The 15,846-nt window shown below is 32.6% G+C and carries 10 protein-coding genes; 4 read left to right on the forward strand and 6 right to left on the reverse strand.

Features of this window, described 5'->3' with window-relative positions; translation table 11 throughout:
- Positions 1-20: 20 nt before the first annotated feature.
- Entirely contained in the window at positions 21-464 is a 444-nt protein-coding gene (locus FYJ50_RS05395; RefSeq protein WP_154460068.1) for a PTS sugar transporter subunit IIA, read from the reverse strand.
- A gap of 157 nt (positions 465-621) precedes the next feature.
- Between FYJ50_RS05395 and FYJ50_RS05400 the strand changes: the two genes are divergently transcribed.
- Positions 622-1,368 (forward strand): hypothetical protein, encoded by a 747-nt coding sequence (locus tag FYJ50_RS05400; protein WP_235900933.1) that lies wholly within the window; start codon positions 622-624, stop codon positions 1,366-1,368.
- Between the two features lie 13 nt (positions 1,369-1,381).
- Positions 1,382-3,421: a BglG family transcription antiterminator gene (locus tag FYJ50_RS05405; protein ID WP_154460070.1), complete on the forward strand. Its 2,040-nt coding sequence runs from the start codon at positions 1,382-1,384 to the stop codon at positions 3,419-3,421.
- Positions 3,422-3,428: 7 nt separating this feature from the next.
- Here FYJ50_RS05405 and FYJ50_RS05410 read toward each other — a convergent pair whose 3' ends face one another.
- The 4 genes from FYJ50_RS05410 to FYJ50_RS05425 are packed head-to-tail and all read right to left on the reverse strand — an operon-like array spanning position 3,429 to position 7,690.
- Entirely contained in the window at positions 3,429-4,712 is a 1,284-nt protein-coding gene (locus tag FYJ50_RS05410; RefSeq protein ID WP_154460071.1) for an ABC transporter substrate-binding protein, read from the reverse strand.
- Positions 4,696-5,400, reverse strand: coding sequence for a response regulator transcription factor (locus FYJ50_RS05415; protein ID WP_154460072.1), 705 nt, complete (start codon positions 5,398-5,400; stop codon positions 4,696-4,698). The genes FYJ50_RS05410 and FYJ50_RS05415 overlap by 17 nt, the downstream gene beginning before the upstream one ends.
- Complete coding sequence (locus tag FYJ50_RS05420) at positions 5,397-6,716, reverse strand: sensor histidine kinase (protein ID WP_154460073.1); 1,320 nt, start codon at positions 6,714-6,716, stop codon at positions 5,397-5,399. Before FYJ50_RS05420 ends, FYJ50_RS05415 begins: the two co-directional genes overlap by 4 nt.
- A complete protein-coding gene (locus tag FYJ50_RS05425; RefSeq protein ID WP_235900934.1) occupies positions 6,716-7,690 on the reverse strand; it encodes a sugar ABC transporter substrate-binding protein in 975 nt (324 codons plus the stop codon). The genes FYJ50_RS05420 and FYJ50_RS05425 overlap by 1 nt, the downstream gene beginning before the upstream one ends.
- Positions 7,691-7,829: 139 nt before the next feature.
- Here FYJ50_RS05425 and FYJ50_RS05430 point away from each other — a divergent pair, with 139 nt between their 5' ends.
- The gene (locus FYJ50_RS05430; protein WP_154460074.1) at positions 7,830-9,173 is read left to right on the forward strand and encodes an ATP-binding protein; all 1,344 of its coding nucleotides are present in this window, start codon (positions 7,830-7,832) and stop codon (positions 9,171-9,173) included.
- A gap of 574 nt (positions 9,174-9,747) precedes the next feature.
- Positions 9,748-10,389 (forward strand): zf-HC2 domain-containing protein, encoded by a 642-nt coding sequence (locus FYJ50_RS05440; protein WP_154460075.1) that lies wholly within the window; start codon positions 9,748-9,750, stop codon positions 10,387-10,389.
- A gap of 30 nt (positions 10,390-10,419) precedes the next feature.
- On the opposite strand, the gene FYJ50_RS05445 is transcribed toward FYJ50_RS05440, so the two are convergent.
- Positions 10,420-15,729 carry a GH32 C-terminal domain-containing protein gene (locus tag FYJ50_RS05445; RefSeq protein ID WP_154460076.1) on the reverse strand — a complete coding sequence of 1,770 codons (5,310 nt, stop codon included), beginning with the start codon at positions 15,727-15,729 and terminating at the stop codon, positions 10,420-10,422.
- Positions 15,730-15,846: the final 117 nt, after the last annotated feature.

A 15,846-nucleotide genomic window follows, 5' to 3' on the forward strand; every position in this document is an offset into this window, starting at 1 on the left:
TTCTAGTTGTAGAATGCGATTTAAGAATTTTCAGAAAAGATTCTATAGATTTCTTTTCCATCTTTCGCATCCAATAATGTTTGAATCTTTTTCTCATCAGAGAAGATATTTGAAACCGCAACAATTCCTGCCATATGAGATTCTTTGTCTTTTGCGACAAGAGTGACAAGTATGCGAACATCATAACCATCCTGAGTAAACTTGATCGGATTCTTTAATAAAGTAACCGCCATCTGGGTTTCATTCACTCCTGAATGATTACTGGCATGGATCAAAGCTAAATTTTCACACAGTACATAATAGGGCCCATATTGTTCTGTACTATCAAAAATGGCTTTTTCATATTCCTGTGTACAATATCCTTGTTCAATCATTGATTCACAGGCAACATGAATCGCTTCTTTCCAATCCTTCACACTTTCTTTAATAAAACAATTCTCTTCTTTCAGCAAATAACTAAGCATCTCAATCATCTCCTCTTTTCACTAGCATTATCCTAGACAATCTTTTGCAATACAAGGCCAATTAATTTCTATTTTTTGTGCAACTGTTTATTTTTTGTCGCATTGTTTTGCAAATATGCAAATGGTTTCACTAATTTGTGCAAAATATGCATTTTTTATGTATTATAATGTTAGACAATTCAGTAAAATTGCACAAATATTTGAAACAAAATGGATTCGATTTAAACAAACACCATTGATAAACTATTTCATAGAAGGAGGTCTATTTATGGAAGCCTTACCTATATTAATTCTATTAACGCTCTGTTTGTGTTCCATCGCAATTCCCTTTATAATCCGAAGTTTTATATGGAATTCAATATTAAAAAAGTTATACAATGGTCAATATACAAAAGCCATCGAACAAATGAATCGATCAACTTTATATAAATTACTATTTTCTGAATACGAAAGAAATTATAATCTATTAAGAACTTATATATCTCAAAAAGATGTTAAAATGATAAAAACTTTAAGCACAGAAATGCTTCATTCGAAACTAAATCCCAAACAAGCTTATCAGGTCGCGAGTCTGACATTCTTCTATTTCATTGAAGCAGAAGATGCTTCCACGTGTACCGATCTATTAAAATATATTGAAATGAGTGGAGAACCAGAAGAAATCCAATACGATCAAATGCTTTATCGTATTATTATCGAGAAAAAAAGTGAAGACATTGACTTCTTAAAATCCATGCTGGAACAAAAAAGTGATAAAAACGATCAGGGGATGCTTCAATATTTTATTGGAATTCAATACTTGAATTCAGGAAATAAAAAAGAAGCCAGCTTATTTTTAAATAAAGCCAAGAACAATTTAAAAGGAACCCCTTATCACAAAAAGATTAAAGAATTATTGGTTTAAAGGAGGAATGTTCATGTCAGTAATTTATAACCTTGATAAAAGGTGTCTTGAAATATTAAACATCATCATGTATACATCTGGATACTTAAAAATTCAGGATCTTGCTGATGAACTTCAAGTTTCAAAACGCAGTGTATATTATGATATTTCAAAAATAAATGAATGGCTGGAATCCAACAACATCGATCCTTTGATTCAAGAAAGAGGTAAAGGATTATTGATCAACAAACAACAATCCTTAGCCATTCAAAAAGTATTAAATCAAACAAATGATTCTTTACTGGTCTATACACCAGAAGAAAGAGTTATGATTATCATCTGTTATATCATTGTACGTGACCACCCTTTATATATTGATGATTTCATTCAGGAATGTCAGGTTTCTCGAAATACCATCATCAATGATTTAAAAAGTGTAGATAATTTATTATCAAAATACAGTTTAAATCTAAGTTATGATATAAAATCAGGTTATCGCATCATAGGTGATATCATTAAAAAAAGAGCTTTATTCTTCATGCTGTTTCCAAATCATTTATGGAGCTACCATGAAAAAAATCAGCTTTTCCAGTCCGATGATGTAAAAAATAAAAAGAATTTATATTTATTAAGATCCATAGAAAAAGAATTGCAGGCTGAATATGTAACTGGAATCCTTCCTGCATTATCTGTTTTTATATCCAGTATTGAAAATCGTAACGATGAACTTAATTTTTCCGATATGGATATTGAAGAAATTATTGAAACGAAAGAATATCAGCTTGTTCATGAATATTTTCCAAAATTGAAAAATAGCGAACAAATCTATGTCACTTTGCATTTATTAGGTTCCCGGCTTCAAACCATTCCCGTTAATGTTATGAAAGAACATGGTGAAACCTATATTATCGCAAAAAATCTGGTAAAAGAATTTGAACGTATTTCTTATTTCTATTATGACAAGGAAGAAGAACTCATTAATGCGATCAGTGCACATTTAAAAACATCTTTATATCGCTATCGTTATGGAATTCAATTGGGAAATCCAATGTTAGATAGCATCAAAACAGAATACTCTGATTTATTCAACCTTACAAAAAAGGCTTGTTTAACTTTAGAAAAACAATTGGATGTTCTTATTTCTGATGCAGAAGTTGCCTATTTAACGCTTCATTTTGGTGCTTTCATGCCACAAAAAAAGAAGAATAAAGAACATTTTCGAATTCTAATTATTTGTCCGAGTGGCATTGGTACAGGAAATATGTTGCGTCAGGAAGTTTCCAATTTAGTTCCTCAGGCAACAGAAATTACCAATTTGCCTTTAAGCAGCTACACCCCTAACCATGATTTTGATGTAGTTATTTCAACCGTTGTTTTATTGAATGAAAAAAAGCTGATAGTCGTTCATCCTATTTTGACCGATCAGGATCGGGTTGCGATTCTAAGAAACTGTATGTCAACGGAACCAAGAGCGAAAATGCAGATTGATGACATCATAAACATCGCGAAAAATTATATTCATCCTTCTCAAATCAATGATTTTCGTCAGAACCTGCAAGAATATTATTCCAGTATACAAGTACAGAAAGTCCATACAAAAAGACACGGAAACAGTTTGATAAATTTTCTGACACCAAATCATATTTTATGTATTCATCAAATTGTCGATTGGGAACAGGCAATTCGTATTTCCTGTCAGCCATTGATAGATGAAGACTCGATCACAGAAAAATACGTTCAATCCATTATCAACGACCAGAAAGAAAAAGGTTTGCACATGTTCTTAGCTGATGATCTGGTATTGGCTCATTCTGCTATTGAAAATGGTGTTAAACAATTGGATGTATCATTAGCTACATTTAAAAAACCGATTTATTTTCCAAATGGAAAAGCTGCACGAATCATTATTGTATTATGTGCCAAAGATAAAACAAAACACTTTGGTATTTTAAATGATGTTCTGGAAATCTTCTCCAAGAAAAAGAGCATTGAGCAAATTGTTAATTTAGATTCACCTGAAGCAATCCATCGTTATATTGAAAACTCTATAAATAAAGGGACAGCCAATCGATAACTGTCCCTTATTTTGTCTGAATTTTTTGTTGTATATCAGTTAATTCCATTAACGTATTATCACTGTGATTGATAACAATGCGATATATTTCTGCATCAATTTGCGATATGATTTCATCATATTGAGTAAATAAATCCATTGGTGTTCCTTGCTTCATTACTTCATCTAACATGATAAACTGAAAGTTAGAATCTCCTGGACTGTCATCGGACAATAAATCCATCGTTTCTTTTGAACTTGCTACGTTTTGTAGAACAGGAACTCCCTGAGATAATGTAATAATTTCGTTTTGACATTCTTCACTATATGTTAATTCTTTTAAAAATTCCCATGCAATTTCTTTATTCGAACTAAAACGAGAAATCCCCATGGAAAGTGTATTAATTTGAGATGTGTTGTCTCCATGTGTTCCAGCTGGAAGCATAAGAGCATCCCATTCAAAGTTGGAATATTTTTTTACACGCCATGGATAGGGTTTATAAGCACGATATTCACTGAATTTCATCGGACAGAAAGCCACTTTTCCCTCATCAAAATCTTGTGAATTAACTTCAATATTTTGATTAAGAGCAACTAATTTTTTCATAAAATCTATGCTTTCAACCATTTCTGTAGAATTTAAATGAAGATTTCCATTTTCATCCATAATTTCACAATTATTGGAATGCGCTGCCAATAACCAGTCATAGCCATAGACACCAAATTGATCCAGATACCCATCTCCATCTGTATCTTTTGTGACTTGTTCACAAATAGTATAAAAATCAGACCATGTCCATGTATTAACAGGAAAATCAATGTTTTCTTGTTCTAATAATGTTTTATTGACATACATTAAAGTGGGTACACTTTCAAATGGCAATGCATATTGACAATCTTTATATTGTCCGGCTTTTAAACTTGATTGATAAAATACATTTTCATTAATTTCATTCATATACGATTCTAAATTCAATAATAAACCAGTTTGTGCAAACATATCAAAACTCTCCGAAGGCACCATAAAAACGTCGGGAATATCTTGTTGCAAAGATTTTTCCAGAATCCATTCCACATAGTCATCTTTAGTAATTCCAGAAATGAGTTCTACTTTCACATTAGGGTATTTTTTTTCAAAACGTGCAATGGCATTTTCATAGATTTGGTAACAATTGCCATTTGGAACATCCCAGTTACTACCTGCAAACATGCCAAAAGTTATGGTGATGGTTTTATGGGATTGATAATTCACAAATATTAATGCACTGATAACAATCGCAAAAGCCAAGCCAATTTTAGTGATTTGTTTCATACTGGCCTCGTTCTAAGTTTTTGTCCATTGTTTTTCCACTTTGTAGATACCAGATGGCCAATTGTGTTCGATCTCGTAATTGAAGTTTATCTAGAATCACGCTCAAATAGTTTCGAATGGTTCCTTCTGAAAAATGTAAATGCATTGCAATTTCTTTATTTGATAAGCCATCCGCTACTTTTTCAATAACTTTCCATTCTGTTTTAGATAAATCAGATACATTTCCTTGTGGACGCAAGACAGGCTCTTGTTTGTTTTCGTGATTCGCCATTTCACTGAAAAGTTTGATAGCTTTGGCAGCAACTCTTGGATGGATGATGCTTCCTCCTTCATAAACCGTCTGAATGGCTTTGCTTAATTCATCTAAAGACGATCCTTTTAACAAATAGCCACTGGCTCCAAATTTTAAGGCATTATAGATATATTCATCGTCATCAAAAGTCGTTAATACGATGACATTGATTTGTGGATATTTTTCTTTGATAATTTTTGTACAATTAACACCATCCATTTCTGGCATTCGAATATCCATTAAAATTATGTCAGGAATTTCTTTTTCAATGCTGGTTAATACATCTTTTCCATTACTGACTAAATCAATGATTTTAAAATTGGGATTGCTGCTTAAAATAATTTTTAAACTTTCACGAAGTAGTTGCTGATCATCAGCGATAATAATTTTGATCATGTGATGTCTCCTGTTCTTAATGGAATTTCGGCAATAATAATAAATCCATCGTATCCATATACTTGTAAACGACCTTGTAGAATTTCAATTCTCTCTTTCATGTGATGTAATCCAAATCCTTCTTCTATATGCTGACAACCAATTCCATCGTCTTCAATGATGATAACTAATTTGGATTTATTGTCTTCATACGCAAAAGATACAAAAATATTTTTAGCTTTTCCGTGTCGAATCGCATTAGTCAAGCCTTCTTGTACAATTCGATAAATAACTTCGTCCATATCTTGTTGAAAACTAACAGTATCGATGTGATATACAAATTTAATATTCACATTGGATACTGTTTCAAAATCAAGAATCAGTCTTTCTAATGCTTCTTTTAAAGTAAATCTTTCCAAAGCATCGGGTCTTAATTTTTCAACCGAACGACGAACATCGGTTAAACCTTGACGAGCGGTTTGCGATAAAATTGATAACTGTTTTTTGGTAGCTTCTTTATCTATGTCCATAATCACAATGGCTGCATCAATTCCTACAGATAGTCCTGTTAATGTATGTCCCAAAGTATCATGGATTTCACGAGCCAATCGATTTCGTTCTTTGGTTTCTCCCATTTTTTCTTGTAGAATCGCATATTCTTCTAATTGTTTATTTAAATTTTGGAGTTCTTCATTCAAAGCTTTGATACGCTTGTTTTCATCTAATTCAAAAACCATTATTGAAAAGATTTCCAAAATAAAGAGAATCATATTCAATGTATTTAATGCACTATCAATAAAATTCAAAACCAATTTCCCTTTACTGGAATACCATAAAATATATTCACTTAAAGGAATGGGATGAATAATAGGTAATATATTGGAATTGGATATCATATATAATAAAATAGCCAATCCTAAAAATATATATAAGTCTTTATTGTCTCTGTGCTGATATAAAATAAAAACAATGAAAAGTAATACAATGGAATTACTTGAAAGCTGTAAAAAGTAAACAATCAAAGCGCAACACACAAAAGATAAACTTGTTAGTATTCGACTTTGTATAGGCGTAGTTGTATTTCTTTTTTCAATAAACATAAGTGCAACAAATAGAAAAAAGAAAATATTTACTAATACGATAGTTTGTGTATAAGAAAAATATGGAATAGCGCCTATGGTTTGAATAAATTCACTGGCTTGCTGGGTAGCAATTATTTTATTTGTCGTAGCATAAATAACCATTCCAATAAATTCTATATGAATGAAATTGATACAAACTAAAACCAGAAATAAGACAAAAATAAAATGTTTGTAATTCATTTTTTTCGTATTCATTATTGCCACCCCGCCAATGAAAAGTCATTAATGTTTTCGGATGTAATCAAGGTTACTGAGATTTTTGTTTCATTTGTTTTTAATGGTTTCTTTTCCAGTAACTGGTATGCAATTTCAATGGCTTTCTGTCCCATTTGAATAGGAAATTGAGCCGAAGTGGCTCGCATTTTTCCATCTTTAATTAATACCTTTGTTTCAGGCGTTCCATCCACTCCATAAACCAGTACATCTTCTCTTCCATAATCTTCTAAGGCAGCCATAGCACCTAAAGCACTTGGATCATTTAAAGCCATTATCACATCAAAAGAAATGTCTTCATTTAATATAGAAAAAATACATGGCATCGCATTTTCCAATTGGCCTTCACATTCTTTCCTGGCAACTATTTTATATTCAGGATGCGATTCAATGGTATCCACAAAACCTTGAATACGAGACGAACCCGAAGCTGTTTGTGAATGTTCTAATAATACTATATTCGCACTTTCTTTTTGTGTCATCATGTCTTGTGCAGCTAAAACACCAGCTAAATAATTATCCGATGTAACTGTATAACTGACATAGTCATTGGAATCTAAATTCGTATCTACGGCAATGACAATAATACCTTTTTTTCGACATTCTTCTAATACGTCATGGAGTTTTGTATTATCAATAGGATTGACAAACAAAACATCGATATCCATTTGAATAAGACGTTGAATGTGTTCAATTTGTTTGTCTACACTTAAAGCAGGATCCATTGTATAAAGTACATCCCCTCTTTGTTTGATTTCATTTTCAATTTCATCGTTAACGACTTCAAAAAATGGGTTATTCATCGTCATATATGTAGCCCCAAATTTAATAGGTTCTTTTGTTTGATTTTGTAAAAAAAAGAAAGATGATTTTTGTAGAAAAGAGTATCCTGTTAATACAAGTAATAAAGATATAACAACAATCATACATTCAATAATTCTAAATTTGTCTTTCATATTTTTTATTTTATCAATGTCTTTTTATCAATGCAACTAAACGTAATTGCACATTATTTTTACCAAACAATATTTCTTTTAATAATTAATGTTTCATTTTAGTTTTCTTTTATTAATAATAATGTGAAGGAGCGGTTATATGGAACGATTTATTTTAAATGATTTACTGAAATGGAAGAATTCCAACTATCGTAAGCCATTAATTTTAAAAGGTGTTAGACAAGTGGGAAAAACTTGGATTTTGAAAGAATTCGGAAAGCGTTATTATGAAAATACAGCTTATTTCAACTTTGATGAAAATGAAGAATATAAACAGTTTTTTGAAACTACAAAAGATGTAAATCGTATTTTACAAAATCTTATGATGGCCAGTGAACAGAAAATTATTCCAGAAAAAACTCTCATCATCTTTGATGAGGTACAAGATTGTCCAAATGTTATTAATTCCATGAAATATTTTTGTGAAAATGCACCACAATATCATATTGCCTGTGCCGGTTCTTTACTTGGAATTGCTTTGGCAAAGCCTTCTTCTTTTCCAGTTGGAAAAGTTAATTTCATGCAAATTGATCCTATGACGTTCACTGAATTTTTATTAGCGAATGGCGATAGAAATTTAGTTGAATATTTAGAATCTGTGGATTCTATTGAACCCATCCCTGATATTTTTTTCAATCTTTTATACGAAAAATTAAAAATGTACTATGTAACAGGTGGTATGCCCGAATCTGTTAAAATGTGGACAGAAGCAAGAGATATTGAAGCTATGCAGAAAGCTTTATCCGATATCATCAGGGCTTATGAACGTGATTTTGCAAAACATCCAAATGTCAAGGAATTTCCAAAAATTTCCATGATATGGAAATCCATTCCATCTCAATTATCCAGGGAAAATAAAAAATTTATCTACAAAGTTGTTAAAGAAGGAGCAAGGGCTCGCGAATACGAAAATGCTTTGCAATGGCTGGTTGATGCCAGATTGGTTCAAAAAGTCTATCGTAGTACAGCTCCCGGTCTTCCAATTTCAGCTTATGACGATCTATCTGCTTTTAAAATTTATTTAGTTGATGTTGGATTGCTTCGTCGTTTAGCACAGCTTGCTCCTACTTCTTTTAAAGAAGGCAATCGTCTTTTCACTGAATTCAAAGGTGCATTGTCTGAAAACTATGTTCTACAAACTTTAATAACACAATTTGAAGTTATGCCTCGCTATTGGACACAGACGAATCCTCCTTATAAAGTAGATTTTCTTATTCAACGTGAAAATGATATTTTTCCAGTTGAAGTAAAATCCGAAGCGAATACATCCAGCAAGAGTTTAAAGAAATTCAAAGAATTATTTCCTGATAAAGTAAAACTGCGTATACGTTTTTCTCTTGACAATCTAAAACTAGATGATGATGTACTAAATATTCCACTATTTATGGCCGACCAAACAAATCGAATCATTGGATTGGCATTGAAACAAAAATATAATGTTTAAAACTAAATGATGAAGACATTTTTGGTCTTCATCATTTCTTTTAAATTCTTTTGTAACAAACTGTATTTTAATATGTCATAGAGATGAAAGAAAAAGAGGTGTAGAAATGGATGATTTTGAATAGATTACTGTGATTATTTTGATGTTGTTTTTCGATTTGTTCTTACTTTATGTAAAGATGAATCCTTAGCAGAAGAAATTACACAGGAAACTTTTTTAAGGCTCTAAAGAAAATTGATTCATTTCGAGGGGATTGTAAAATAAATGTCTGGCTTTGTCAGATTGCTAAAAATACATATTATACATTAGCCAAAAAACAAACTCGTTATGCAGATTATTCTTTAGGACAAATTCCATTTGATGAATCCATTGAAGAAAAAAAGATCAAAAAAAGAACAAGTTCTTCAAATTTATAAAATAATTCATGAGATGGAAGAACCCTATAAAGAAGTATTTTGGATGCGAACTTTTTCGAATTTATCTTTTAAAGATATTTCTTTATTCTTTGGTAAAACTGAAAGCTGGGCTCGTGTCACGTATAATGTGCAAAATGTAAAATAAAGGAGGTGTTAAAATGAAATATCCATGTTCTATTATTCAAGATTTACTTCCGTTGTATGTAGATGAAATCTGTAGTGAGGAAAGTAAAAAAATTGTCGAAGATCATCTGTCTCAGTGTTCAATTTGTAAAGAAATATATGATTCTATGTGCAATTTGAAACAAGAAGATATTCATGATTATCATGAATCTCAAAGAATTAAATCTTTGAAACAGGTTAAGAAAAAAATACTTTATAAACAAATTTTAATTGGATTATCTTCTATTGTTTTATTATTTGTTCTCGGTTTTGGAATTATGACAGGTTTAAAAAATGAAATTGAAATTGTGAATCCAGATAATTGTGTTTCTGTTTCTATGATCAATGGTTCTCTAACAACTCGTCTTCAAGGGAGTCGCATTTATGAAGCTACCATTAAAAGAGTTTCAATTTCTTCAAAAGATTATTTATTCTTTTTTGTTAAGAATTCACAATGGGATGCATTAACTACGAATGAAGAAATATATTCTGAATTAATTCTATGTCCAGAAGATAAAAATGCAGATGAAATTGATGAAGTCTATTATTTTGCAGGAGATTATGAAGGTATTGAGTCAATGAATGAAATAGATCTCCAAAAAATTATTCAAAATTCCAAGCTTCTTTGGAAAAAATAAGGATCCGGATAATTCCAGATCCTTTATTTCTTATTTACGATGTTTCTTTTTGTAGACTAAAATACTTGCAATACCTGCTAAACTAGAAACCATAGCTGTTGTCCATACTTTTAAGTGTGATGTTACACCTGTGTTTGTATCTTTTTTATTGGATTGACTTTCTTTATCATTAGAAGGTTTTGGATCTTCTTTTTGTTTCTTAACTAAAGCATTTTTAGCTTCCTGTAAATCTTTAATACAAGCATCGATTTCTTCCTGTGTACCAGATTTCAGATAACTTTGTGCATTTTGAAGTACTTTTTCCAAATTCTTCCAAGACTTAGATGTATATTCATCTTTATTTAAAGTAGAGATATCCATTGCTTGTTTTAAAGCCTGTACATTTACCAATTGTTTTTTAGCTTCTTCAATGGATTGAATATGTTGTGCTATTTCTTCCTGTGTACTTGTTTCATCTCCTAATGCTTGTTTCGCATTATAGATGGCATCTTTATAAGCTTGTGCACTCTGTGTTGTATAGTTTTCTTCGACAATTGTTTCTTCTACAAGACTTGTTAAAGTATTCCAGCTGCTGTCTTTGACTATAAAATTCTTAAAGGAAACATTTCCATCCCATAATCCCAATCCAACATGTGGATTTTCATTGAAGAAATCCATTGTGGAATCAAAAGTATGTTCAATGACTTTCTGATTATCAATGATTACGATAATTTGATTGTTTGTCTTTTGAATCTGTACATGATGATATGCATTGTCATTGATGGCTTTGTCTAATGTTCCTGTGGCATAATTTCCACCACCAAAGGCAAACAGACGAACTTCTGTTCCATTTGTGAGCTGAACTGAATAAGCACCTCCATTATCATGTGGATTGCTTCCATTTGGCGCAGCTACAAACGCATTGACCAGTCCCTTATCGTATTTAATATCAAAGGCGATTGTGTATTCACGGGAAGCCAGTGGAGACTGTGATAAATAGTAGTCATTATTTCCTGTATTAGACACTTTTAATTCATCTTCTTCAATTGTCCAGTTACCAGATACACCTTCTAAGTCTTTAACATTTGTCTTAAAATTATTATTCGCAACCGTTACTTTAATTTCTTTTGTGATATCACCGGCTTTAACTGTAATAGTGGCTTCTCCTTTTAAGATACCTTTTAATGTAATGACACCATTTTCAATGGATGCTTTTACGATCTTGGAATCAGAAGATTCTACACTGATTTCACTTTCGACTTCCGTTGGTACCAGCCATGCATTGATTGTTGCTGTATCAGAAGTATATAGATGTACATTTGTGCTACTTAAACCAATATCCACTGGTTTTGTTGGTGTCTGTTTATCTGTCCAGATGGTTTTCATTGGATACACTGTTATATCCGCTTTACTATCCTGTCCTAATGAATAAACTTCTAATCCATTACTTGTAGCAGATGGGAAAATCTGTGCAGCTCCTGTTACACTGTAATTGGATGTGAAGGCTTCTACACTGGAACGATCAACATAAATATGTAAATCAATGCTTCCATCGCTGTTTCTTGTCACATTGGATTGATTCATCACATTCAGACTGGAACGAATGATCGTTCCTGACTGGCTTCGATCAATGGTGAATGTCTCATTGTTCAAATTGTATTTGATAACTGTCTTTTCACCATTTCCAACACGTACATTGAATCCAACTTCTGTTGTTGCTTCTCCTGGCATAAAATGCGCTACAATTTCATAAGAAGATTCATTGAAATCTTTGAATAAATCATTGGAGGCACTGATTGTTTCGTTATTCAATGTAATAGCTTTTTTAGTATCTCTTAGACTTTCATATTCTTTGACTGGTGTTTGTGTCAGAATATAATTTCCATTGGAATCCATTGTTAATCCAAGTTGCAGATTTAAATTGAACGTTCCATTGAAATCCTGTCCCACTGTATTCGCTACTGCATTACAGAAGCCATCTGCCCATGTATTCATCCAGTTAAGTTCCACCAATTCTGGAATTGTTGGATTTTCTTTTGTTCCAAAGTCTTGTACATAATATGTCATTGCCGCATAGGAATCATTTCCAAAGTTCATGATTCCATCACTTGTTTTATAGGCTTCATCCGGTACAAATGTCCATTTTCCATCCACTTCTTTAAAATCACCGATCTTGTAGTAACGTCCACCTCTGGATAATACCCATTTTGTTTCTTCCTGATATTGGATTGGATATAAATCCGGGCATTCTGTATGTAGATCAGCATAAGTGGATTCACATTCCCAGTTAATCAAATCAGTTGAAGAATAAATACGAAGTGGTCCACCAGCTACAACCATAAACCATTTATTTTCATATTTGAATACTTTTGGATCTCTGAAGTCTGGTACATTCAATGGATCGTTGACCCAGTCGGCTACAACTAAATCTGTTTTTGTCCATGTGTTTCCATCTTTTGAAGTTGCAACTTTAATTCTTTGCCCATTTCCATCCGCTGTAATGAAGGCAATCAATCCACCTGTATTATCTTCAAATAAACCAGATGTGTTATTTTCATCTACGACGATACATCCAGAGAACATGGCACCATTGGCATCTGGATACAGCGCAATAGGCTGATCTGTCCAGTGAATCAAATCTGTACTAGTGGCATGGGCCCAATGCATAGGTCCCCATACTGTATCATCATAGAACTGATAGAACATATGATAAACCCCATTGTAGTATACTAAACCATTTGGATCATTCGCCCATCCTTCTTTAACTGAATAATGATACTGGTCTCGATACGTTTCATTGTAGTAGATTTCATCATCTTTATAGCGATGCACATTCACTCGATAGACAACTTGTGCACTCATTCCATCTTTTTCAGCCGTTGAAATAACTGTTAAATAATTAATACCATCTTTGATTGGAATACTATCATTAGTTGTATATTGATTTCCATTTTCATCTTTAATAATGACAGAATCATTTCCTGTACAATTCAATTTTACCGATTCTACTTCGTGTTCTACATATTGAAGAAGCATTGGTTCTGTTGAACGGAACTGTGAAGAATCCGTAATGGCACGAGTTCCTTTGTCTGTTTCCACTGTAATATTGGACAACAATGGATTAAAGCTATCATCAAATTCTTTATAGTATGTATTCTGGAAAGTGACTTTTGAATTAAAGTTCAACAATCCAAAGTAACCAGAAGTCAATATCGTTGTCTGTCCTAAATTGTCTCTTTGAAGTGTATAGTCTCCCAGACTGGCTACTAACTGGTCATTGACATAATATAGAATCCATTCATTATAGGCGACAACTTTTAATGTATACGTATCCGCTTTTCCCACTGTTTTTTCAGCAATCAGCTGATTGGCGTTATTAGCCTGCCAGCGCCAGAACTTGACATTTCCATTTTCGGCATTGACATTGACCGCATAAGCTTCTTTTGTAGATAAATCGTTATTGCTTCTGAATACTAAAGCTGCACACCCTTTATCAGAATCAAATTTGATATCTGTCTGATACACAAAATTTGTTCCTGTTACTTCTGAAACCAGGAAAGCATCTCCCTTATCTGTGGCATCGCTATATAAACCATTTTCATTAATTTCCCATGTTCCATTGTTATAAGCCAGATTACTTAGATTTGTTTTAAATCTTTCATCCAATTCCAGACTTGTCAAATCACTTGAGAAATCGCTACGATCAAGGAACTGTACATTGGAGAATGTTGCCTGAGAATTAAAGGACAATAAACCAACATAGCCACCTTCCCAGTTGGAAATTGTTCCTGTAATTGTAGAAACATTAGAGGAACCGACATTATTAAATGAATATGTAAATTCTCCTGTTTTACTCATTTCCACTTTTAAATGAAGAGGCTGACTGATATCAATATTCATATTATTTTTGGTCTCATTTGTCATACCTGTATCACTGAAGCCCGTACCAAAAACACGGAAGAAATCATTTTTCCCCATTCTTTGAGAATCCAAATTAGCACAATACCATTTCATGCCTGGATTCGATTTATTTTGAACACCAAATACCAGCCCAGCAGATTGAATGGCATTTGTTCCAGTAAACTGTAAATCCGCTTCCCAGATAAAGTCATTGGCCTTTTCTGTATCCAACATCGCAAAGTGATCGCCACCTGAATTTGCCAGTGTGATATTATTTCCATCAACTGTCATTGGACTCGATCCAACATTGACAAAATTGGTTTCGTATGGAGAAGCCTCTACTGGCGTTGTCATTGTAATATTGGAAAAAGAAGCACTGCTATCAAATGCCAAAGCCCCTAAATATCCACCTGTATAATTTGTGAGTGTAGTAGATACTGTATGCGTATTAGCATCATTATTTCCCACTGAGAAAGTGACAATACCTTCTTCCGTTACATCCAGTTTCATATGAATTGGTTGTGTTTTGTCAATATCTTTAATTGGTGTATATGAATTGTTTTCTCCAATACCTGCACCATTCACACTGAATACACGAATCTGTCCAGCTCCGTTCAGATCATTAAAATTAAAGTTTGCACCTAACCAGCTGGCACCTGGATTATTGAAATCCTGAATTCCAAAAGTTAAAGCGGCACAGCCTCCATTGATCAGATTGACATCAGCTTCGTATGTAAAAGCTTTTACAGATTCTACTCCACTTAACAGGGCATGTGCATCTCCTGGTAACCCATAGATGGTTGTCCCTTCTACATTGGCATAACCTTGTTTTAATGAATCTCCCTGAATAAGGATATTCGAGAACTCAGCCGTGGAGGAATAGGTCATAAAACCAAAATCTCCACCATTATAATTGTCATTTAAATCGCCTTCACAGACTAATTTGTCATTGATGAAATACTGTAAATGTTTATTTTGTACAACTACTTTCATATTAAATGTTGACGTTAAATCAATAGAATTGTCTTTAAAAAAAGTATTCGCACTTCCATTTTTCCCAGGACAACCCAAATCACTATCAAGTCCATATCCCCAAACACGTGCTGGAACGTTCCAGTCAATTTTTCCATGGACATTGGCTTTTAATGAATCATTTGTATTGTCACTTCGTATTCCAAATACCAAAGCAGCGGATTGTTGTTCATTTGGATTGGTAAAAGTAACATCGGCACTGAATGTAAAATTGGTTTGTCCCTGTACCGTTGCCAATCTTAGAAAATTATCTCCTCCATTATTTTCGATAACCACTTTAGGAATTCTAGATTCTAGACTTAAAACATTTTGTGTTTGTGTACTTTTTGCCTTATTTTCCTGGGCATTCAGTACGATAGGCGTATATACAATCATTCCATTTAACAACATGGAAGCGGATATGGCCCCTTGTAAAGCTTTTTTTAACATTTCTTCTCTCCTTTAAATGTAATATTTGTTAATATTATTGTAATTTTATTCAATTTTCATTTAAAGTTAAGTTTGTCACAAACAAAGATGACATTTGTCATAAAAAAAAGGACTGCT

It is taken from the genome of Floccifex porci (genome assembly GCF_009696175.1).
Classification (GTDB): domain Bacteria; phylum Bacillota_I; class Bacilli_A; order Erysipelotrichales; family Erysipelotrichaceae; genus Floccifex; species Floccifex porci.

Excerpts from the sequence above, each read along its gene's own strand:
- FYJ50_RS05395 (WP_154460068.1), bottom strand. The coding sequence starts at position 464 with ATGCTTAGTTATTTGCTGAAAGAAGAGAATTGTTTTATTAAAGAAAGT.
- FYJ50_RS05400 (WP_235900933.1), top strand. The coding sequence starts at position 622 with ATGTATTATAATGTTAGACAATTCAGTAAAATTGCACAAATATTTGAA.
- FYJ50_RS05405 (WP_154460070.1), top strand. The coding sequence starts at position 1,382 with ATGTCAGTAATTTATAACCTTGATAAAAGGTGTCTTGAAATATTAAAC.
- FYJ50_RS05410 (WP_154460071.1), bottom strand. The coding sequence starts at position 4,712 with ATGAAACAAATCACTAAAATTGGCTTGGCTTTTGCGATTGTTATCAGT.
- FYJ50_RS05415 (WP_154460072.1), bottom strand. The coding sequence starts at position 5,400 with ATGATCAAAATTATTATCGCTGATGATCAGCAACTACTTCGTGAAAGT.
- FYJ50_RS05420 (WP_154460073.1), bottom strand. The coding sequence starts at position 6,716 with ATGAATACGAAAAAAATGAATTACAAACATTTTATTTTTGTCTTATTT.
- FYJ50_RS05425 (WP_235900934.1), bottom strand. The coding sequence starts at position 7,690 with ATGAAAGACAAATTTAGAATTATTGAATGTATGATTGTTGTTATATCT.
- FYJ50_RS05430 (WP_154460074.1), top strand. The coding sequence starts at position 7,830 with ATGGAACGATTTATTTTAAATGATTTACTGAAATGGAAGAATTCCAAC.
- FYJ50_RS05440 (WP_154460075.1), top strand. The coding sequence starts at position 9,748 with ATGAAATATCCATGTTCTATTATTCAAGATTTACTTCCGTTGTATGTA.
- FYJ50_RS05445 (WP_154460076.1), bottom strand. The coding sequence starts at position 15,729 with ATGTTAAAAAAAGCTTTACAAGGGGCCATATCCGCTTCCATGTTGTTA.